General features: G+C 65.9%; 20 protein-coding genes. 13 read left to right on the top strand and 7 right to left on the bottom strand.

Translation table 11 applies throughout. The features are described from left to right. Positions 1-60: 60 nt before the first annotated feature. Complete coding sequence (locus tag AC5JLE_RS04075) at positions 61-540, bottom strand: tyrosine-type recombinase/integrase (protein WP_239517629.1); 480 nt, start codon at positions 538-540, stop codon at positions 61-63. A gap of 833 nt (positions 541-1,373) precedes the next feature. On the opposite strand from AC5JLE_RS04075, the gene AC5JLE_RS04070 reads away from it, so the two are divergent. Both AC5JLE_RS04070 and AC5JLE_RS04065 read left to right on the top strand, forming a co-directional pair. Then, positions 1,374-2,252 carry a hypothetical protein gene (locus tag AC5JLE_RS04070; protein ID WP_229767324.1) on the top strand — a complete coding sequence of 293 codons (879 nt, stop codon included), beginning with the start codon at positions 1,374-1,376 and terminating at the stop codon, positions 2,250-2,252. Positions 2,253-2,882: 630 nt separating this feature from the next. Beyond that, on the top strand, positions 2,883-3,347 hold the full coding sequence (locus AC5JLE_RS04065) for a GNAT family N-acetyltransferase (RefSeq protein ID WP_197561178.1): 465 nt from the start codon (positions 2,883-2,885) through the stop codon (positions 3,345-3,347). A gap of 7 nt (positions 3,348-3,354) precedes the next feature. Here AC5JLE_RS04065 and AC5JLE_RS04060 read toward each other — a convergent pair whose 3' ends face one another. Next, entirely contained in the window at positions 3,355-3,915 is a 561-nt protein-coding gene (locus AC5JLE_RS04060) for a GNAT family N-acetyltransferase (protein ID WP_496065063.1), read from the bottom strand. Between the two features lie 146 nt (positions 3,916-4,061). Here AC5JLE_RS04060 and AC5JLE_RS04055 point away from each other — a divergent pair, with 146 nt between their 5' ends. Continuing rightward, complete coding sequence (locus AC5JLE_RS04055) at positions 4,062-4,955, top strand: helix-turn-helix domain-containing protein (protein ID WP_414613882.1); 894 nt, start codon at positions 4,062-4,064, stop codon at positions 4,953-4,955. Between the two features lie 85 nt (positions 4,956-5,040). Here AC5JLE_RS04055 and AC5JLE_RS04050 read toward each other — a convergent pair whose 3' ends face one another. Together AC5JLE_RS04050 and AC5JLE_RS04045 are read right to left on the bottom strand one after the other, a co-directional pair. After that, entirely contained in the window at positions 5,041-5,400 is a 360-nt protein-coding gene (locus tag AC5JLE_RS04050) for a response regulator (RefSeq protein WP_014646927.1), read from the bottom strand. Further along, positions 5,390-6,553, bottom strand: a complete 1,164-nt coding sequence (locus tag AC5JLE_RS04045; protein WP_401730139.1) for a two-component system sensor histidine kinase NtrB — start codon at positions 6,551-6,553, stop codon at positions 5,390-5,392. The genes AC5JLE_RS04050 and AC5JLE_RS04045 overlap by 11 nt, the downstream gene beginning before the upstream one ends. Before the next feature lie 151 nt (positions 6,554-6,704). On the opposite strand from AC5JLE_RS04045, the gene AC5JLE_RS04040 reads away from it, so the two are divergent. The 5 genes from AC5JLE_RS04040 (at position 6,705) to AC5JLE_RS04020 (ending at position 12,856) form a co-directional block, all read left to right on the top strand. Beyond that, positions 6,705-9,818: a response regulator gene (locus AC5JLE_RS04040; RefSeq protein ID WP_164110594.1), complete on the top strand. Its 3,114-nt coding sequence runs from the start codon at positions 6,705-6,707 to the stop codon at positions 9,816-9,818. Then, the gene (locus AC5JLE_RS04035; protein WP_075076806.1) at positions 9,815-10,639 is read left to right on the top strand and encodes a CheR family methyltransferase; all 825 of its coding nucleotides are present in this window, start codon (positions 9,815-9,817) and stop codon (positions 10,637-10,639) included. The genes AC5JLE_RS04040 and AC5JLE_RS04035 overlap by 4 nt, the downstream gene beginning before the upstream one ends. Continuing rightward, entirely contained in the window at positions 10,639-11,214 is a 576-nt protein-coding gene (locus tag AC5JLE_RS04030) for a chemotaxis protein CheB (RefSeq protein ID WP_046430340.1), read from the top strand. Before AC5JLE_RS04035 ends, AC5JLE_RS04030 begins: the two co-directional genes overlap by 1 nt. Next, positions 11,211-12,344: a hybrid sensor histidine kinase/response regulator gene (locus AC5JLE_RS04025; RefSeq protein ID WP_032957670.1), complete on the top strand. Its 1,134-nt coding sequence runs from the start codon at positions 11,211-11,213 to the stop codon at positions 12,342-12,344. The genes AC5JLE_RS04030 and AC5JLE_RS04025 overlap by 4 nt, the downstream gene beginning before the upstream one ends. An 83-nt stretch (positions 12,345-12,427) precedes the next feature. Continuing rightward, positions 12,428-12,856 carry a BLUF domain-containing protein gene (locus AC5JLE_RS04020; protein ID WP_496065062.1) on the top strand — a complete coding sequence of 143 codons (429 nt, stop codon included), beginning with the start codon at positions 12,428-12,430 and terminating at the stop codon, positions 12,854-12,856. A 3-nt stretch (positions 12,857-12,859) separates the two neighbouring features. On the opposite strand, the gene AC5JLE_RS04015 is transcribed toward AC5JLE_RS04020, so the two are convergent. Continuing rightward, positions 12,860-13,183, bottom strand: a complete 324-nt coding sequence (locus AC5JLE_RS04015) for an ArsR/SmtB family transcription factor (protein ID WP_164110596.1) — start codon at positions 13,181-13,183, stop codon at positions 12,860-12,862. A gap of 86 nt (positions 13,184-13,269) precedes the next feature. Here AC5JLE_RS04015 and AC5JLE_RS04010 point away from each other — a divergent pair, with 86 nt between their 5' ends. From AC5JLE_RS04010 to AC5JLE_RS04000, 3 genes are all read left to right on the top strand, one after another. After that, a complete protein-coding gene (locus AC5JLE_RS04010) occupies positions 13,270-13,707 on the top strand; it encodes a YeeE/YedE family protein (protein ID WP_032957673.1) in 438 nt (145 codons plus the stop codon). Beyond that, a complete protein-coding gene (locus tag AC5JLE_RS04005; RefSeq protein ID WP_164166259.1) occupies positions 13,704-14,117 on the top strand; it encodes a DUF6691 family protein in 414 nt (137 codons plus the stop codon). Before AC5JLE_RS04010 ends, AC5JLE_RS04005 begins: the two co-directional genes overlap by 4 nt. Before the next feature lie 67 nt (positions 14,118-14,184). Beyond that, complete coding sequence (locus AC5JLE_RS04000) at positions 14,185-15,237, top strand: linear amide C-N hydrolase (RefSeq protein WP_164110599.1); 1,053 nt, start codon at positions 14,185-14,187, stop codon at positions 15,235-15,237. Here the strand turns inward: AC5JLE_RS04000 and AC5JLE_RS03995 are convergent. Beyond that, positions 15,234-16,040 (bottom strand): DUF6491 family protein, encoded by an 807-nt coding sequence (locus tag AC5JLE_RS03995; RefSeq protein WP_496065061.1) that lies wholly within the window; start codon positions 16,038-16,040, stop codon positions 15,234-15,236. The two genes, AC5JLE_RS04000 and AC5JLE_RS03995, sit on opposite strands and share 4 nt — an antisense overlap. A gap of 103 nt (positions 16,041-16,143) precedes the next feature. Here AC5JLE_RS03995 and AC5JLE_RS03990 point away from each other — a divergent pair, with 103 nt between their 5' ends. Both AC5JLE_RS03990 and AC5JLE_RS03985 read left to right on the top strand, forming a co-directional pair. Then, positions 16,144-16,839 carry a helix-turn-helix transcriptional regulator gene (locus AC5JLE_RS03990; protein ID WP_014646939.1) on the top strand — a complete coding sequence of 232 codons (696 nt, stop codon included), beginning with the start codon at positions 16,144-16,146 and terminating at the stop codon, positions 16,837-16,839. A gap of 167 nt (positions 16,840-17,006) precedes the next feature. Next, the gene (locus tag AC5JLE_RS03985) at positions 17,007-17,957 is read left to right on the top strand and encodes a DMT family transporter (RefSeq protein ID WP_496065060.1); all 951 of its coding nucleotides are present in this window, start codon (positions 17,007-17,009) and stop codon (positions 17,955-17,957) included. A gap of 9 nt (positions 17,958-17,966) precedes the next feature. Here the strand turns inward: AC5JLE_RS03985 and AC5JLE_RS03980 are convergent, their stop codons facing one another. Further along, positions 17,967-18,287: a hypothetical protein gene (locus tag AC5JLE_RS03980; protein ID WP_496065059.1), complete on the bottom strand. Its 321-nt coding sequence runs from the start codon at positions 18,285-18,287 to the stop codon at positions 17,967-17,969. Between the last annotated feature and the right edge of the window lie 14 nt (positions 18,288-18,301).

Genomic DNA, 18,301 nt, shown 5'->3' with positions numbered 1-18,301 from the left:
CCATGGGCCATATCGGGCCATCAAAAGGTACTAATTGGTCACAGTGGTCACAGTAGCGAATCAATAGGTTAGCTTCGCCACCGCGCCATCATCGCCCTCAGGGGTGAGGTGTGCGTAGTACTTCTCTGTAGTGGCGTAATCAGCATGACCGGCCAGGAGCTGCACGCACCGCAATGGCACGCCAGCCATAACCATATGGGCGCAGAACGTGTGCCTCAGGCGGTGAAGACTCCCGCCAACGCCTGCCGCGGTCGCATCATCCTTGGACCAGTCGCTCACGGTGTCCTTGTGAACGCTTACCAGCGGATCGAGAAGGGTGGCTAGAGGTGCAGCGGCATGGGCGTTCAACGGCACCTCTCGCCAATTCCCTGACTTCGTGCGTCCGTCGCCGTCCTCGTCCGGATCGCTCTCGACCAGCAGGCGACCAGTAACCACGTTCTCGTGCCTCAGGTGCATCAGATCGCCGCGCCGGATTCCGGTGTGTGCCATGAACCGCCATAGGTTGGCCCGGGAGGCATTGGCCGCGTAGAGCTGCTGCATGGCATCAGCTGTATAGAACCGGACGGCAATGCTTCGCACCCCTCTTGGTGCCTGGATCCCCTCAAACGGGTTCGCATCCATTCCTTCCACTGCACGCCACGGCGGAGCGCGGCCTGCAGCCTGCGAACTTCCTTCCCCACAGTCTCCAAGCAAGCAAGCCAGGTCCACGCCTTCCACCTCGGGCAGAGCGTGCAACCTACCCGGAAGAGACCGAAGTCGATCAGTCTTGAGATTCTTCGCGTTCTTACTGAGAAGCTCGCGTGAACTGATGCTTCCGACGAAAGCGTCTTCGCAGAAATCCGCTCCCAGCCCCATAAACCCATATATCACCATCGTCCGCAGCTGCAACTCCTTAAGTTCCACGTTGCAATAGGCCAAAGCAACTGCTTTCTCACGGTGCCAAGAAAGATGGTCGCAGACACCGCTACTACGGCGACGACAACCGAAGCGTGCAAATGAGGTCGCAAGAAACTACTCGGATATGGCAGCCGAAGCCATTGGAGAACATGCTGCTAGTCCTGGACGCTGAAGTGGTTGCCGGCTTGTGGAAATCTCGCCGACTGCGCCGGCCGGGCGGTTGCTCGGTGCGTGTCGTCGGCGGGCAGCGGTGTTCGTGCTTTCTCTGCCGAGCGCTGCCGCATCTCCTCGCAGAACGCGGGCCATCCGGGCGGCGCCGCAGCACAGGTGATCTCAGTACCTGGCATTGGCTGTGGTTATCGCGATCGCGATGGAATTGCCGACCTTTTTTCTTACCAAGCGATTGGGATAGCATGGACTTGGCTTTCGAGGGGAAGAAGCCTCGATCGCCGATCGGTCTAACATGGAGATGGACAGTGCTTTTGAAATACGCTCTTGCTGGGATGCTTGGATTTGTTGGCTTAGGCGCTCTTGTCGCAGACGTGAATGCTGCCGCTGTCCGATGCGACACCTGTCGAATTGATGGTGACTATCGCGCTGAGGCCGTTCGTCAAGGGCCCGGGACTCACCTGATTTTTAATGTTACTGACAACCAGATTCAGCAGTACTACGTTGGTACAAGCTCCGGTGGCGGCGGTGGTGGCATTGAGCCGAGAGCCGCAGGACCTCTGGTTGTGCGGGAGACTCCACCGGCGGGTGCCGTTGAAGAGGTGAACCGAGCTCATCGCGTACAAGTCGTTGGTGGTGGCACACTTCGTCCCACGTTCATCGTGCCAATCGCGACGCTCGGCCTCAATCCGAGCGCAAGTGCTATGACGGCTTACGAGTACGTATCGGACTACAACCTCCGTGCAATGGTCGAAACTGCGACGGGTAGCACGGATGTCATTTCCAAGGTGGTCGGAACCGACGTTTTCACGGCAATGGCCGACCTACTCCAGCACGTTACGAACTACACAGGCCTGCGCGATCAAGCGAGGATCATAATGAAGGTCGTGTTTAAGGACGGTTCCTCGGTTGTTGTCGTCGTCAACCTCGAGCATCAGAATGGACAGTCCGAAGTCGGTAGTGAGCGTACCGCCGCAGGGCAGTTGATTCCGACCGATATTCAGCAGGTGAATGGTACTTGGACTGACTACGGCGGAGAGAATCTTGCAAGGATGGTCACCCATCTTCAAGGTCTCGGTGCAACGATGTCGGCATCTGGCCCGTCGTCGACGGGTAGTGTCAAGGCAATTACCTGTAGTGGCGCCGGGGTCGCTAAGGTTTGCAACGTCGAATATATGATCCGCTGATGGCGTGTTGGGCGACTTGCAATAGGCAAATGGGGCCGTTTTAGCGGCCCCATTTTGTTTGAACTCTCAATTGGCTTCTTATTTCTTGCGGCGACTGAGCGCAAGGACTATCGCAATAATCGCTACTGGGATCAGGATAACCGCCAGTAGGATGATCCAATGCCAGATGCTGAAACCACCCATGCTTTATATCCCTATGAAGTGACGCTTGGATGGTAGCATCTCGAAGTCGATGCCTCTAAAGCGTGATTCGTATCGAATGACACAGATCAACCTCGCTGCCGCACGCTAGGATGCAGCACGACCGTGGTGCTTGAGCGGCGCCGTGCGAAGGAGCTGAGTCGAGCACGCCCATCGAGTCCACGCCAGCGGCTGCGAGTCGCTCGACCATCCCAGCGAAGGCGTGCAGGTCGATGCCCGATTCGGTCACCGGCGTAAGAGGCAAGGCGCTGAGGCCGTGGATCATGCCGGATCCCGAGGGCAGAAGGAAAAGAGTGGTTGTCAGGTGTGGCGGCGGTGGACGATCGGCATTGCTTACTGCCCTGGGACAAAATTCAAGCGCTGCCGTGCAACGTGATCCGGCCACCGGGATCGCGCACCATGGTGGCCATCCTTCCTTGCGCGCACGCCATGAGTGAGTACCTTCGCCCCGTGCAGCCTCCGCACTTCGCCGCCATCGGCGCGTGGCTGGATTCGGCCAGCGCAACCCGGCGCTGGGCCGGTCCCGGCGTGGCGTATCCGCTCGTGCCGGACGCATTCGCGCAGGCACTGCAACTGCAGCAGCGCCCGGGTTGGGTGCTGTTGGATGCGCATGGCCACTGCCTTGGTTTCGGCCAGTACTGGCCAACGACCTCCGGCACGCTGCACCTGGGCCGCATCATCGTTTCGCCGCGGGCACGCGGGCGTGGACTGGGACGTGTACTGATGCAGGCGCTGATGGCGCAGGCGTTGCAGTCGGCCGGGGCGGAGCGGCTGACCCTGCGTGTCTATCGTGACAACGTCGCGGCGGTGACCCTGTATCGCGACCTGGGCTTTCAGCCGATGGAAGACGCTTCGACGCCGGAACTGCTGTTCATGCAGCACCGTGCCGGCTGAGTGGTGATCACGCGCGCAGCACGGAAGCCTGTTGCGCCTGCCATTGCTCGCGGGTGATGCGGCTGATGTGTTCGGTGCGGTAGTCGCCGAGGAAGCTGTTGAACTTGTTCACTTCGGTATGGTGATGCTGGAAACCGCATTTGCTCTGTACGCTCAGGGACTGCAGGTTGTCGGCGAAGTAGCCGCACCACAGTGCGTCCAGACGCAGGCCGAGGAAGGCGTGCCGCATCACTTCGCGCACTGCTTCGGGCACCAGGCCGCGCCCCCAGTACGGTACGCCGATCCAGTAGGCGATCTCGCCTTCGCGCTCGCCGATCTCGAAGTTGCTGTCGGCACCGATCAGGATGCCGACGCAGCCGATGGCGCGGCCATCTTCGCGGCTCTGCAGGGCATAGACCTCCGGCCGGTTGAACACGGTGCGGATGATCTCGGTACTTTCCTTGACGCTGGTGTGGGCTGGCCATCCGGCGATGGGCCCGACGCGCAGGTCGCGGGCGTATTCGTACAGGTCGGCGGCGTCGGTGTCGCGCCAGGGGCGCAGGATCAAGCGTTCGGTATGCAGCGGCATGGCCGTTCCAGGGACAGGAAGAGAGCGCACAGGCTAGGCCGTGCCTCGTTATCGGCACAGGGCGCGACCTTGATGGTTTCGGTACTTTTCGCAACTGCCTCGTTGGCGCAGGTATGCTGGGCCCCGGAATGCAGCCGGATCGGCCAATGGACCGCATACCCCAGCTTCTGGATCAGGACGAATCGATGCGCCTGGAGGTCAGTACGCTGGCCGAGGGGCAGGGGGTTCCGCTGTCGTTCGGGCACGCGTATCTGGCGGTACTGGTGTGCGTGTCCGTGCGTGCGCGCTTCGCGCTGAACTTCCGTGAGGTGGCGGTGCAGCGGCACGACGTGCTGGTGCTGGCCGAGGACACGCTGGCGCTGCTGCGGAAGCGATCGCGTGGCTTCCTGGCGGTGGTCTGCCTGATGCCGAAGGCGCTGGCGTCGGAGGTGGCCTACGTATTGCCCAACGCGCTGTTCAAGTTCCTGCATGAGCATCCCCATTGCGTGCCGTCGCCGCTGGAGGTGCCGCTCCTGCAGGGCTGGCTGCAGCAGCTGATGGACGCGCAGCATACTGGGGGCCGCTATCGGCACGTGATGCTGCGCAATCTACTGCAGACCTTTTTCCTGAAATTCGCCACGCTGTTGCCGGCACAGAAGGGGGCCGCAGCGCCGGTCAGCCGGCGCGAGCGCCTGGCCTGGACTTTCTGGGAACTGGTCGGCCAGCGCAGTACCCGCCAGCGCGACGTGCAGTCCTATGCCGATGCGTTGTGCATCACGCCGTTCTATCTTTCGCAGCTGACCCGCGAGTGCTTCGGTGAAACACCCAAGGCGTTGATCGACCGCCAGGTGGTGCTGGAGATCAAGGCGCTGCTGAGCTACAGCGAGCTGCCGATCGGGCGCATCGCCGAGCGATTGTGCTTCGAGGATGCGTCCTACCTGTGCCGCTACTTCCGGCGGCACACCGGGCAGTCGCTGACCGGCTACCGCCGTGCGGGGCAGGGCGGCGCTAGTGGGGTACGAACAGCGGTGCCGGCACTTCGGACAGCAGATCCTCGGTAGCCCCGCCCAGCACGCGTTCGACCACGCAGTCGCGGCGGTAGGGCCCCAGCACCCGCAGATCGGCTTCGCCAGGCCTGGCGAAAGGTCAATCCTGCTTCAACAGCTCGACCAGCTGGCGCAGGCGATAGGGCTTGGGCAGGAACTCCACCTGCTCCGGCAGCGGCGGCAGCTGCGAGCGCGCATAGCCGGAGGACAGGATCATGCGTGCCTGCGGCTGTTCGCGGGCGACGTGCTCGCTCAGTTCGATGCCGGACATGCCGTTGGGCATGCTGACATCGCTGAACACCACGTCAAAACGCGCCTCGCCCTTGAGCAGCTCCGCCGCCTCGTGACCATCGGCGGTGGTGGCGACCTCGATGCCGAAATCGCGCAGGGCCAGGCCGATCATCTCGCGCAGATCGTTCTGGTCCTCCACCATCAGTACGCGGATCGGTTCATCGGTCATGGGTTGCTTCCTCTGATGCGGGTAACAGCAGGCTTACCGTCGTGCCGACACCGGGCGTGGTGGACACATCGACGAAGCCGCCGCTCTGGGTAGTGAATCCGAACACCTGGCTCAGGCCCAGGCCGCTGCCCTTGCCGATGTCCTTGGTGGTGAAGAAGGGCTCGCTGGCGCGCTCGGCGATGTCGGCCGCCATGCCATGGCCTTCGTCACAGACGCTGAGGGTGACATAGCCGCGTTGCAGCGTAGTGTCCGCATCCGGGTCGAGTCGATGTTCCAGCGCGGTGCCGATCAGGATGCGCCCGCCATCGATGGTGGCCTCTACGGCATTTGCCACCAGGTTGGCCAGGGCAGCCTGCAGCTGCATCGCGTCGGTGCACACCTGCGGCAGGCCCGGCGTGAGGCAGGCGTCCAGCGTCACCGTGGGTGGGCAGGCGCGCTGCAGGCCCGGCAGCCATTGCTGTACCAGCGTGTTGATGTCCAGCGGTTCGCGGATCAGGGTCTGGCCCGTGCTGAAGGCCAGCAGCTGGCGGGTCAGCAGGGCGCCGCGGTCGGTGGCCGCCTGCGCAGCGTCCAGCAGCTCGGCGGCGCGTGCATCGTCACCGCGGACGCGTAGCGACAGCAGGTCCAGCGCGTTGCCGATGGTGGTCAGCAGGTTGTTGAACTCGTGCGACAGGCCGCGGCTGAGCCGGCCGACCGTCTCGAACTGCTGGGTGTTGCGCAGCGCACGCTGGGCATCGCGCAGCAGTCGCTGTGCCTGCCATTGCTCGGTGATGTCGCGGGTGATCTTGACGAAGCCAAGCAGTTCGCCCGCTTCAACGACCGGCTCGATGACCACGCTGGCGCGGAACGAGGAGCCGTCGCGGCGTACCCGCCAGCCCTCGCTGGCAACATGGCCCTGCTGCGCCGCGAGGCGGAGCAGGCGCTGCGGTTCGCCGGCCTCGCGCTCGGTGGCCAGGTAGAAACGACCGAAGTGCGTACCCACCACTTCATCGGCTGAATAGCCCTTGATGCGCTCGGCGCCCGGGTTCCAGCTGCAGACGATGCCTTCAGGATCAAGCAGGTACAGCGCATGGTCGCGCACGCTGTCGATCAGCAATCGCAGTTGTCGGGAAGGGTCCGTCAGCACGGACGTCGTAGAGGCAGCTGCGTCCACGTGTAGATAAGTGTTACCCCTGTGAGGGACGTGAAGCTAGGCATTCAAGTGTGAAGGATGCGTGCACACCTGACACGTGCCATTTGTCCTGTGCGGCTGAATGCGACACGGAGTACCATCTTCCACCCTTTGCCTTCTGGAACCGACCTGCATGCGTCCTGGTGCGACTACGCGTGACCGCTGGATCTGGATGACCTCTGCCGTATTGCTGGCGGCGACCATCGCGCTGGAACTGGTGGTGCCGCTGGGATACGCGGTCTGGCTGGCCTATTTCCTGGCCGTGGGCGTCACGGTGTTCCAGCGCAGTGCGCGCGCGCCGTTCGTGGTCGCGATGATCGCCTGTGTCCTGCTGGTGATCGGCTTCAACGTGGCGCCCGCCAGCAACAACTCGTCGTTCTCGTTCGTCAACCGCACCATCGGTGGCTGCGCCTTCCTGATGATCGCGCTGATCGTCTCGCGCGCCATCCAGGCCCGCCGCCAGGCCATGCGCGCGCTCTGGCTGCAGGAGGCCGAGAACGCGGTGGCGTCGAGCCTGCGCGGTGACCTGGGGCCGGAGCAGATCGCCGAGGCGGCTGCGACGAGCCTGGCCGGGCAGCTGGACGCGGAGGTCGGTGCGGTCTATCGGCTGGAAGGCGGACGGCTGCAGCTGACCGGTGGCATGGCGCTGCCTTCGGGCGCGCCGGCCTCGCTGGCCCTGCACGAAGGGCTGGCCGGGCAGGTCGCTCGTGATGAACGGATCCGCCACCTGCATGGCGACGATGCCGCGGTGCTTGAACTGCAGACCAGCCTGGGCCGGCTGCCGGTGCGCGAGCGCATCCTGGCGCCGCTCAGCAGCGACGGCGCCGTGGTCGGCATCATCGAACTGGGCCGCGCCCGGGTCGGTGAACAGCGTGATCTGGATCGCGAGCTGCTGGAGCGCTGTGCCGAGACCATCGGCATGGCGCTGCGCGCATCGCTGTTGCGTGCGCAACTGGTGGTGCTGCTGGAAGAGTCGCAGCGCCAGGGCGAGGAGCTGCAGGCCCAGCAGGAAGAGCTGCGCGTGGCCAACGAGGAACTGGAAGAGCAGAGCCGCAGCCTGCTGCAGTCGCAGAGCCACCTGGAAGAACAGCAGGCCGAGCTGGAACAGAGCAACGTGCAGCTGGAAGAGCGCACCCACGAGCTGGAGGCGCAGAAGCAGGCGCTGCTGGTCGCGCAGAGCCAGCTGGTGCGCAACAGCAACGAACTGGCCGCGACATCGCGCTACAAGTCCGAGTTCCTGGCCAACATGTCGCACGAACTGCGCACGCCGCTGAACAGCTCGCTGATCCTGGCCAAGCTGCTGGCCGACAACAAGGACGGCACGCTCACCGAGGAACAGGTGAAGTACGCCCGTGCGATCCTCTCGTCCAACAACGATCTGTTGGCACTGATCAACGACATCCTCGACCTGTCGCGCATCGAGGCCGGCCATGTCGAACTGTCCGATGAAGTGGTGGTGGTCGACAGCGCGCTGCAGCGCCTGCGCGAGACCTTCGAGCCGATGGCGCGGCAGAAGGGCCTGGCCCTGCAGATCGAAGCCGATGCGCTGGCACCGAGCCAGCTGGTGGTCGACAGCCAGCGGCTGCAGCAGATCCTGAAGAACCTGCTGGCCAATGCGGTGAAGTTCACCGAGCACGGAAAGGTCAGCCTGCACGTGCGTGCGGCCGGCAATGGCCGCATCCGGTTCGAGGTCTGCGACACCGGCATCGGCATCGCCCGCGAGCAGCTGGACGTCATCTTTGAAGCCTTCCGCCAAGCCGACGGCAGCACCCGCCGTCGCTACGGCGGTACCGGCCTGGGCCTGTCGATCTCGCGCGACCTGGCCGAGCGCATGGGCGGCCAGATCCAGGTCGACAGCGAGCCCGGGCGCGGCAGCTGCTTCATCCTGGAGCTGCCATTGCAGGGCGCCCCCGCGGCGAGCGCAGCCGAGGCTGCCGAGGCCCCCGTGGCAGTGCCGGCGCCGGCACGGACACCGGCCGTGCTGCCGCCCGCGCCGGTGCGCGCTGCCACTGCGTCGGCGCCGGCCACTGTGTCGGCCGGCGTGGCCGACGACCGCGGCCGCCGCCAGCGCGCCGGGCGCCTGATCCTGGCGGTCGAGGACGATGCCACGTTCGCCGAAGCACTGGTGGCCCTGGCCCATGAACTGGACTTCGACTGCGTGGTGGCGGGTACGGCGGAAGAAGCGCTGACACTTGCCAGTGAGCTGCGTCCAAACGGCGTCCTGCTTGATATCGGCCTGCCGGACGTGTCGGGCCTGAGCGTGCTGGAGCGCCTGAAGCGCAACCCCGAAACCCGCCACATCCCGGTGCATGTGGTCTCGGCAACGGACCGCAGCCAGGTGGCGCGCGAGCTGGGCGCGATCGGCTTCGCGATCAAGCCGACCACGCGCGAGCGGCTGGTGACGGCCATCGAGCAGCTGGAACAGACCAGCCAGCGCGACGTGCGGCGCCTGCTGATCGTCGAGGACGACAGCGAGCTGCGCAGCAACCTGGAACTGCTGCTGGGCCGCGACCAGCTGCAGATCGTCGCGGTGGGCACCCTGGCCGGTGCACTGGAACAGCTCAGCACGGTCACGTTCGACTGCATGGTGATGGACCTGTCGCTGCCCGACGGCAGCGGCTACGACCTGCTTGAACACATGGCCGGCAACGATGAGGTCGGTTTCCCGCCGGTGATCGTCTATACCGGCCGCGCGCTCAGCCGCGAGGAAGAGCAGCGCCTGCGCCGCTATTCCAAGAGCATCATCATCAAGGGTGCGCGTTCGCCGGAACGCCTGCTGGATGAAGTGACCCTGTTCCTGCACAGCGTCGAGGCCAGCCTGCCGACCGACCAGCAGCGCCTGCTGCGCGAAGCGCGCCGTCGCGACACCGTGCTCGATGGCCGTACCGTGCTGCTGGCCGAAGACGATGTCCGCAACATCTTCGCGCTGTCCAGCGTGCTCGAACCGCTCGGCGTCACGCTGGAGATCGCGCGCAATGGCCAGGAAGCGGTGGATCGCCTGGCCGAGCGTGAGGTCGATCTGGTGCTGATGGACATCATGATGCCGGAGAAGGATGGGCTGGCCGCGATGCGCGAGATCCGCGCGCAGCGCCACCTGCAGGACCTGCCGATCATCGCGCTGACCGCCAAGGCCATGCCGGACGACCGTGAGCGATGCCTGCAGGCCGGTGCCAACGATTACATCGCCAAGCCCATCGATGTCGACAAGCTGGTCTCGTTGTGCCGTGTCTGGTGCTCGCGGCAATGAACGAGCAGGCGCTGTTCGACCTGGAACTGAAGGTGCTGCTGGAAGCGCTGTACCAGCGCTACCACTACGACTTCCGCAGCTACGCGGTATCGTCGCTGCGGCGGCGCATCCGCCAGGCCATGCAGCGCTACGAGTGCGAGCGGCTGGCCGACCTGCAGCACCGCCTGCTGCACGAGCCGGACCTGTTCGCGCAGGCGATGCAGTTCTTCACCGTGCAGGTCTCGGAGATGTTCCGTGACCCGGCCTATTTCCGTGAGCTGCGCGAGCAGGTGGTGCCGGTGCTGCGCACCTATCCCTCGGTGAAGCTGTGGGTGGCTGGCTGCAGTACGGGCGAGGAAGTGTGGTCACTGGCGATCCTGCTGCACGAGGAAGACCTGCTCGAGCGCAGCATCGTTTACGCCACCGACATCAATCCGGCAGCGCTGGCCACCGCCGAAGCCGGCGCCTATGGCATCGACCGCATGGCCCAGTTCAGCCGCAACTACCTGGCGGCCGGCGGCACCGCTTCGCTCTCCGACTACTACGCCACGGCCTACGATGGCGCGGTGTTCAACCGCCAGCTGCGCCGCAACGTGGTGTTCGCCGACCACAGCCTGGCCACCGACACCGTGTTCTCCGAAGTGCACCTGGTGTCGTGCCGCAACGTGCTGATCTATTTCAACCGCGACCTGCAGGATCGCGCGGTGGGCCTGTTCCGTGATGCGCTGGTGCATCGCGGCTTCCTTGGCCTGGGCAGCAAGGAGTCGCTGCAGTTCGGGCGCCACCACGGTGCGTTCGAGGTCTGCTCGCGCGAGCATCGCCTGTACCGGAAAGTCGCCTGATGAGCCTGCCGATACGACCGGCCGTGCTGGTGATCGGGGCCTCTGCGGGTGGGGTCGCAGCGCTGCAGACGGTGCTTGGCGCGCTGCCTGCGGCACTGCCGGCGCCGGTGCTGGCAGTGCTGCACCTGCCACGCGATCGCAGCAGCCGCATCGCCGAAGTGCTGGCGCCGTACTGCGCGCTGCCGGTGCGCGAGGCCGAAGACAAGCAGCCGCTGCAGCCTGGCACGGTGACCTTTGCGCCACCGGACTATCACCTGCTGGTGGAAGACGCCGGTTCGCTGGCGCTGTCGGTGGACGCCCCGGTGCTGTTTTCTCGCCCGGCCATCGATCCGCTGTTCGAGTCGGCGGCAGCGGTGTTCGGCGCGCAGGTGCTGGCCTTGCTGCTGACCGGTGCCAGCAGTGATGGCAGCGAAGGCGTGGCCGCCGTGCGCGCCGCTGGTGGCCGCGCCTGGCTGCAATGTCCCGAGGAGGCCGAGGCATCGATGATGCCGGCCTCCGCCCTGCAGCACGCTGGCGCCGATGCCGTGCTGCCCCTTGAACTGATGTGCCGTCGCCTGAAGGAGTTGTTTGCATGAACCTGTTGCCACCGGACCCTGCGCAGTCGCAGACCCCGGTCAACCTGCTGATCGTCGATGACGTGCCGCAGAACCTGGTAGCCATGCAGGCGCTGCTGCAGCGCGAGGGCGTGAACCTGCTGCTTGCGGGCTCGGGTGCGCAGGCGCTGGAGCTGCTGCTGGAGCACGAGGTGGCGCTGGCATTGCTGGATGTGCACATGCCGGAGATCGATGGCTTCACCCTGGCCGAGCTGATGCGCGGTTCGCACCGCAGCCGCGATGTGCCGATCATCTTCCTGACCGCCTCGCCGGATGACCCGGTGCGTGCCTTCAAGGGCTACGAAACAGGTGCGGTCGATTTCCTGCACAAGCCGGTCGCACCGCAGGTGATCCTGAGCAAGGTCAACGTCTTCATCGAGCTCTACCAGCAGCGCCAGCTGCTGAAGGCGCGCAACGAGGCGCTGGAACGTTCGCTCAAGCTCAACGAGACGATGGCGGCCGTGCTCACCCATGACCTGCGCACGCCGCTGTCGGCGATCCTGCTGTGTGCCGACAAGCTGGCGCTGGAGCTTCCAGAGGACAATGCCGGTGCGCAGCAGACCCTGAAGCACCTGGAAGCCAGCACCCTGCGCATGGCGCGGATGGTCGAGCAGCTGCTGGACTTTTCGCGGATCCGCAGCGGCGGCCTGCGCCTGCAGGCAAGTGCCTGCGATCTTGCGGAAGTGACGCGTGCCGTGGTGGCCGAAGCGGGCAGCGCCCACGGCCACGCACGGGTGCATCTCGACATGCAGGGCGATACCCGCCTGCAGGGTGATCTGGATCGGCTTGGCCAGGTCGCCGCGAACCTGGTCGGCAACGCGCTTACCCATGGCAGCGAGGCGAGGGTGGAGGTGGACGGCCGCGATCCGCGCAGCGTGCTGCTGCGGGTAAGCAACGCCGGGCGGATCGACGACGCGCTGCTGCCGCGATTGTTCGAGCCGTTCAAGGCCAGTTTCCACCCCAGCAATGGCCTGGGGCTGGGCCTGTACATCGTTGATCAGTTCGTCCGCGCGCACGGCGGCCACATCGGCGCGCGCAACGAGGCGGGGCAGGTGGTGTTCGAGGCGACGCTGCCACGGCGCTCTGAAAGCCCGGCAACGGCGGCCAGCTGAATCCTTCAGCAAGCGACGCGTGGATCTGAGACGGGCTCGTCCGCAACTGCTACCGTGGCGGCAGATATTGCCAAGGAAGCACCATGCCACTGCGTGCGATCGCCTATGTCAGCCGGGCGCTGCCGGATCTCTCCGCTCGACGGCTGCAGGCGCTGGTCGACGATGCGGCCCGCTTCAACAAGATGGCCGGCGTGACCGGCGTGCTGCTGCACGACGGCGGGCGTTTCCTGCAGTACATCGAAGGGCCGCCGGATGGCATCGGTTCGGTCTACGAACGCATCCTGCAGGCCGGCAGCCATATCGACATCATTGAACTGGCGCGCGGCCGCCTGGGCCAGCGCCAGTTTCCGTACTGGTCGATGCGCGCGCTGGCGGTGGAGGAGGCGCTGTTGCGCCAGCTGTCATCCAGTGACTGGTCGGGCTTTACCCGTACGCTGCAGGGTGATCGCTCCGCGCCGACGCCGGTGGACCTGCTCGACAACGTTGTGCAGCCAGCACTGCACGCCGGCTGAGCGTCAGCCCGAGGTGCCGCCGCCGCAATAGGCGGCATGCAGCGCCTGCAGCACGCCCAATGCGGGCCCTTCCTGCATGCGGTAGTGGATGGCCTGTGCTTCGCGCCGGGTCGCCACGATGTCCATATCGCGCAGCACAGCCAGGTGCTGCGACAGCGCGGACGCACTCAATCCGGTCAGCGCCTGCAGCTCCGGCACCGGCGCTTCGCCTTCGACCAGGCGGCACAGCACGCGCAGGCGGGCAGGATGGGCCAGGCGCTTGAGCAGGGCAGCGGCCTGCGCGGCGTGCTTGCCCATCGCGGCACTGTCGAGCGGGGTGCTGGGCATGGTTGACCTTTTTGTTTAGACGTGTCTAATTTAGATAAATCTAAATAAAAGGGCAATCCCATGAAGGGCGTGAATGAGGGCAGGGCATGAACCTGCCGTGGACTGCGGTAGCCGGCGGTGGGTTGATCGGCGCCGCCGCAGTGCTGTTGCTCGCCACCCTCGGGCGTGTGGCCGGTATCAGCGGGATCGCCGCAGGCAGCCTGCGCGCAGCGGAAGGCGAGCGCGGATGGCGCTGGGCCTTCCTGTCTGGCCTGCTCGCGGCGGCCGGGCTGGTGCTGTGGTGGCAGTCGCTGCCCGACGGGTTGCCGCGGGTACAGTTGCGCGATGCCTTGCCTGCCTGGCAGTTGATCGGCGCCGGCCTGCTGGTGGGCTTCGGCACCCGCTTGGGCAGTGGCTGTACCAGTGGTCACGGCGTCTGTGGCATGGCTCGCGGCTCGAAGCGCTCGCTGCTGGCGGTGCTGGTGTTCATGGCCTGCGCGATGCTGACGACGTTCCTGATCCGCCACGGCGGAGGCCTGGCATGAGCCGCGCGACAGGGGCCGCGGCAGCGGCGGGTGCGCTGTTCGGTGCGGGGCTGGCGCTTTCGGGGATGACCGACGCGCGCCGTGTGCTCGGCTTCCTCGACATTGCGGGTGATTTCGATCCCACCCTGGTGTGGGTGCTGGGCGCGGCGCTGCTGGTCAGTGCGGTCGGCCAGCGCTGGGTGTTGCGCCGCGCGCAGCCGTGGTTCGCGCTGCGCTTCCAACTGCCCAGTGCGCGTGATGTCGATGCGCGCCTGCTGCTGGGTGCCGCTCTGTTCGGTATCGGCTGGGGATGGGCTGGCTATTGCCCGGGACCGGCCATCGCCGGGCTGGCAGTCGCATCGCGTGAAGCGCTGTGGTTCGTGCCTGCGATGCTTGCAGGTTTCTGGCTGCACGATCGGGTCGTACGCTGAGGCTTCACCCCTGTGTCACCCTGCGTGCGGTCAGATCCGGGGTTCACGGGGAAAGGAGCACAACGACATGGTACGGATGAAGTGGACGGGCAGGGCAATGCTGGCGGTCGCACTGGCCGCTGCGGTGGCACCGGCGCTGGCCTGCACGCGCGCGGTGTACCTGGGTGACAACGGTGATGTGATCACCGCACGCTCGATGGACTGGAAGGTCGACGTGGCGACCAACCTCTATGTGCTGCCGCGCGGCATCGCGCGCACCGGCCAGGCCGGACCGAAGTCGCTGGCCTGGACAGCGCGCTATGGTTCGGTGGTGGCCACCGGCTACGACGTGTCGACCACCGATGGCATGAACGAGAAGGGCCTGGTGGCCAACCTGCTGTGGCTGGTCGAATCGGAGTATCCGCAGCAGCGCGGCAACAAGCCGGGACTGGCGATTTCGCTGTGGGCGCAGTATGTGCTGGACAATTTCGCGACCGTGGACGAGGCGGTGGCGGCGCTGAAGCGTGAGCCGTACTCGATCGTCACCGACAAGGTGCCGGGCGAGGACCGCCAGGCAACGCTGCATCTGTCGCTGTCCGACGCGAGCGGCGACAGTGCCATCGTCGAGTACATCGGGGGGCGCCAGGTGATCCACCATGACCGGCGCTACCAGGTGATGACCAACTCGCCGATCTTCGAGCAGCAGCTGGCACTCAACAGCTACTGGCAGCAGATCGGTGGCACGGTGATGCTGCCAGGTACCAACCGCTCGTCCGACCGCTTCGCGCGTGCGTCGTTCTACATCAATGCCATTCCCAAGGCCGAGGACCCGGTGGAAGCGCTTGCCAGCGTGTTCAGCGTGATCCGCAATGCGTCGGTGCCGTATGGCATCACCACGCCGGGCGAGCCGAACATCTCATCGACGCGCTGGCGCACGGTGGCCGACCACAAGCGGCGGTTGTACTTCTTCGAATCGGCGCTGACCCCCAACACCTTCTGGATCGATCTGAACAAGGTCGATTTCGGCGGCCAGGTGCTCAAGCTCGACCTTGGCAAGGACCAGCGCAACACGTTCGCCGGCGATGCATTGGGTCACTTCGTACCCAGTGCACCGTTCGCCTTCCTCGGCGTGAACGGCTAGCGCGAGGCCTGGTCCGGCGCGTCCTTCGGATAGACCGCCAGCACGCTGCAGCCCGGGCGGGCGAAGCGCGGCGTGCTGGCGCGCATGTCGCCGGGGATTCCGGACGGCGTCTCCACGATGCGATCGCCCGGATTGCCACAGATCAGGCCGTTCTGGAAACCGGACTGGAATTCCACCGAGGTCGCCCCGGCCAGGATCGAGCAGCTGCCGGCCAGTTCGACGCGGTAGTAGCGATTGCCGCCATTGCGGCGCGGATTGGTCTCCACCACCACGCCTTGCGGATCCTCGTTCCAGCTGCGCACATGGCGGGTGGCGAAGCAGAACGCTGGCGAGGCCTGGAAGGTATGGCGCGGGCTGCTGCCGCCACGGCTGGGCTTGCCTGTGGCGGTCACGTTCACCCGCGGCAGGGTGGCCGCGTACAGTCGGCTGCTCTGGCGTGCGGTGCTGGCGAACTCCCGGTTGTCGATGGGGGTGACACTGCCGACGCCGCAGCGGCGGCCATCCACCATCACCTGTTCACTGGGACGGCCGCAGGCCCAGCCCGAAGGCGCCTCCAGCCGCAGTGCGCTGGCTTCGTTGACGCCCGGGCAGGCTGCGCTGAAGTCGATGCGGAAGGCCTGGCCCCTGCCATCACGGACCGCGATGGCGGTCGGCGTCTCCTGCTCGACCTGGCGTACGTCACGTGCGTCCAGGCAGTGCGGTGCAGGTGCGATGCGCTCGGCGGCCGATGGCGCGGATGGCGCCTGGGCCAGGGCGGCCAGGGGTAAGGCGCTGGCCAGTGCCAGCGGAAGCAATCGGATCATGCTGTTCATCCTGCCATCCCTGCGTCTGTAACTGGCTGGAACATAGCATGGCCGGTGCCGGGGCCGCGTTGCAGGGAAATGCCAGCACGCGCACACTCGTCATATGGGCGCGATCTTCCACCTGCGGCACTACGGCCAGGCCACCGGCCTGGACCGTCATGACTACGCGCAGTGGGTGCTGCCGCTGCAGGGCGAACTGCAGTTCGAGATGCAAGGCCGCGGTGGTCGCTTGGACCTGCTGCAGGGGGCCTTCGTCGCGGCTGGCGAGGCACACGACCAGATGGCCGATGGCCCGAATGCTTTCGTGATCGTCGACTGCCCCCCGGGTGTGCTCGATGACGGTACCCAGGAACACCTGTGCCGCCAGCGCTGGCTGCATCTGCCACTGGCGCTGCGACAGCGCCTGGCGCAGGTGTGTGAGGGCCAGGCACTGCCGGCCCTGTTGCCGCAGCTGCTCCAGGTGTTCGCACCGGCGGGCAGTGGTGCGCGCCTGCAGGGCCTGTGCGCGGCGGTGCAGGTTGATCCGGGCCAGGCGTGGCCGGTAGCACGCATGGCCGCCTTCGTCGGTGTCAGCGAAAGCCGGTTGCATGCGCTGTTCCAGCGGGAGTTCGGGCTGAGCCCGCAGGCCTGGCTCAGTGCAAGCCGTTTGCGTTGGGCCAAGCACCAGCTGCGTACCAGTGCGGCGCCGATCAGCGATATCGCGCTGGCGGCAGGCTATTCCGAGCAGAGTGCACTGACCCGTGCGCTGCGTCGTGAGTGCGGGCAGACGCCGGCCGCCTGGCGCAGGGGCGCCATATGACCTGTAGAGCCGAGCCCACGCTCGGCTGCCCTTATCTGCACAGCGGCCAATCGCAGCCGAGCATTGGCTCGGCTCTACAGAGATGACAAGGCAATAGCCTCGGTCAAGAGCGCCCGCTGGCCAGCGCTTACACTGCGCGGCCCGTTCTCTTCCCCCGAAGAACCCGAATGCGCAACAACCCGATGGCCCTGGGCATCGCCAATGGCGTTGCCGCTGGCGCGCTGTGGGGCGTGGTCTTTCTCGCGCCCGCCATGCTGCAGTCGTTCAATGCCCTGCAACTGTCCGCCGGTCGCTACCTGGTCTATGGCCTGATTGCCATCGCTCTGCTGCTGCCGCGCTGGAAGCGGCTGGCACCGCGGCTGGGCCGCGCCGAATGGTTCGGGCTGCTGTGGCTGAGCCTGGCCGGCAACCTGGTGTACTTCCTGCTGCTGGCCACGGCAGTGCAGTGGGCCGGTGGCGCGGCGGCGTCATTGATTGTCGGCCTGATTCCGGTGGTGGTCACTGTGGTTGGCGTGCGCGAGCAGGGCGCGGTGCCGTTGAAGCAGCTGCTGCCGGCGCTGGGCCTGTGCGTGCTCGGCGTGGCGCTGGTGGGCTGGGAAGCATTGATGTCCGAACACCTCGCAACACCGTGGCGGCAGCGCCTGATCGGCCTGCTCTGTGCGTTCGGCGCGCTCTTCTCGTGGGCGCTGTACTCGATCGGCAACAGTCGCTGGCTGGCACGCCGGCCGGACCTGTCCAGCCACGACTGGTCGTTGCTGACCGGCGTCACCACTGGCGGCCTGGCCCTGCTGCTGGTGCCGACGGCCTTCATCGGCCACACCGGCAATCACACCGCGGCACAGTGGGGGGGCTTCTGGGTGATCAGCGCCGGCGTGGCAGTGGTGGCCTCGATCCTCGGCAACGCGTTCTGGAACCGCGCCAGCCGCCTGCTGCCGCTGACCCTGACCGGGCAGATGATCGTGTTCGAGACGCTGTTCGCGCTGGCGTATGCCTTCGCCTGGCAGCAGCGCTGGCCCTCGCTGCTGGAGGCGCTGGCGATCGTGTTCCTGGTGGCCGGCGTGATGCTGTGCGCGCATGCCCATCGCTCGCCACGGGCGATCGCCGAACATGCAGGCTGAATGTGGGCGTCAAGGGTGCTGATGCCGGCTTGGTCTCAGATGCAACCAAATGCCGTCACGTTGGCCGATGATCGCCGCAATGATTTTTTGCATCGCAGCACTTGACAGCGGACCGGCGCACAGTGTTTTCTGTGCGTCATGGTCCTTGATGCCGCCCACGCCAGCCTGATCGCCCCCGCCATTGCGGGCCGTCCGACTGCGCCGGTCGCCACCACCACCATTACCACCACCACCGTCACCACTGCCCTGGTGCGGCCCGTCGTCTTCGTGTAACTCCCGAAAACCACGGCCCCGCACCATCCAGGTGGCGGGGAAACTCGACACCTGCATGCGACGGGGCCTCC

The organism is Stenotrophomonas sp. (genome assembly GCF_059505245.1).
Note: the sequence above shows the minus strand (reverse complement) of the source record. Positions and strands in the feature narration are given on the sequence as shown.

What these genes read in the sequence shown, in the direction of transcription:
- AC5JLE_RS04015 (WP_164110596.1), bottom strand. Translation starts at nt 13,183, where the DNA reads ATGCCCAGCACCCCGCTCGACAGTGCCGCGATGGGCAAGCACGCCGCG.
- AC5JLE_RS03985 (WP_496065060.1), top strand. Translation starts at nt 17,007, where the DNA reads ATGCGCAACAACCCGATGGCCCTGGGCATCGCCAATGGCGTTGCCGCT.
- AC5JLE_RS04040 (WP_164110594.1), top strand. Translation starts at nt 6,705, where the DNA reads ATGCGTCCTGGTGCGACTACGCGTGACCGCTGGATCTGGATGACCTCT.
- AC5JLE_RS03990 (WP_014646939.1), top strand. Translation starts at nt 16,144, where the DNA reads ATGGGCGCGATCTTCCACCTGCGGCACTACGGCCAGGCCACCGGCCTG.
- AC5JLE_RS04030 (WP_046430340.1), top strand. Translation starts at nt 10,639, where the DNA reads ATGAGCCTGCCGATACGACCGGCCGTGCTGGTGATCGGGGCCTCTGCG.
- AC5JLE_RS04025 (WP_032957670.1), top strand. Translation starts at nt 11,211, where the DNA reads ATGAACCTGTTGCCACCGGACCCTGCGCAGTCGCAGACCCCGGTCAAC.
- AC5JLE_RS03980 (WP_496065059.1), bottom strand. Translation starts at nt 18,287, where the DNA reads ATGCAGGTGTCGAGTTTCCCCGCCACCTGGATGGTGCGGGGCCGTGGT.
- AC5JLE_RS04010 (WP_032957673.1), top strand. Translation starts at nt 13,270, where the DNA reads ATGAACCTGCCGTGGACTGCGGTAGCCGGCGGTGGGTTGATCGGCGCC.
- AC5JLE_RS04000 (WP_164110599.1), top strand. Translation starts at nt 14,185, where the DNA reads ATGGTACGGATGAAGTGGACGGGCAGGGCAATGCTGGCGGTCGCACTG.
- AC5JLE_RS04060 (WP_496065063.1), bottom strand. Translation starts at nt 3,915, where the DNA reads ATGCCGCTGCATACCGAACGCTTGATCCTGCGCCCCTGGCGCGACACC.
- AC5JLE_RS04020 (WP_496065062.1), top strand. Translation starts at nt 12,428, where the DNA reads ATGCCACTGCGTGCGATCGCCTATGTCAGCCGGGCGCTGCCGGATCTC.
- AC5JLE_RS04055 (WP_414613882.1), top strand. Translation starts at nt 4,062, where the DNA reads ATGGACCGCATACCCCAGCTTCTGGATCAGGACGAATCGATGCGCCTG.
- AC5JLE_RS03995 (WP_496065061.1), bottom strand. Translation starts at nt 16,040, where the DNA reads ATGATCCGATTGCTTCCGCTGGCACTGGCCAGCGCCTTACCCCTGGCC.
- AC5JLE_RS04035 (WP_075076806.1), top strand. Translation starts at nt 9,815, where the DNA reads ATGAACGAGCAGGCGCTGTTCGACCTGGAACTGAAGGTGCTGCTGGAA.
- AC5JLE_RS04050 (WP_014646927.1), bottom strand. Translation starts at nt 5,400, where the DNA reads ATGACCGATGAACCGATCCGCGTACTGATGGTGGAGGACCAGAACGAT.
- AC5JLE_RS04075 (WP_239517629.1), bottom strand. Translation starts at nt 540, where the DNA reads ATGCAGCAGCTCTACGCGGCCAATGCCTCCCGGGCCAACCTATGGCGG.
- AC5JLE_RS04005 (WP_164166259.1), top strand. Translation starts at nt 13,704, where the DNA reads ATGAGCCGCGCGACAGGGGCCGCGGCAGCGGCGGGTGCGCTGTTCGGT.
- AC5JLE_RS04065 (WP_197561178.1), top strand. Translation starts at nt 2,883, where the DNA reads ATGAGTGAGTACCTTCGCCCCGTGCAGCCTCCGCACTTCGCCGCCATC.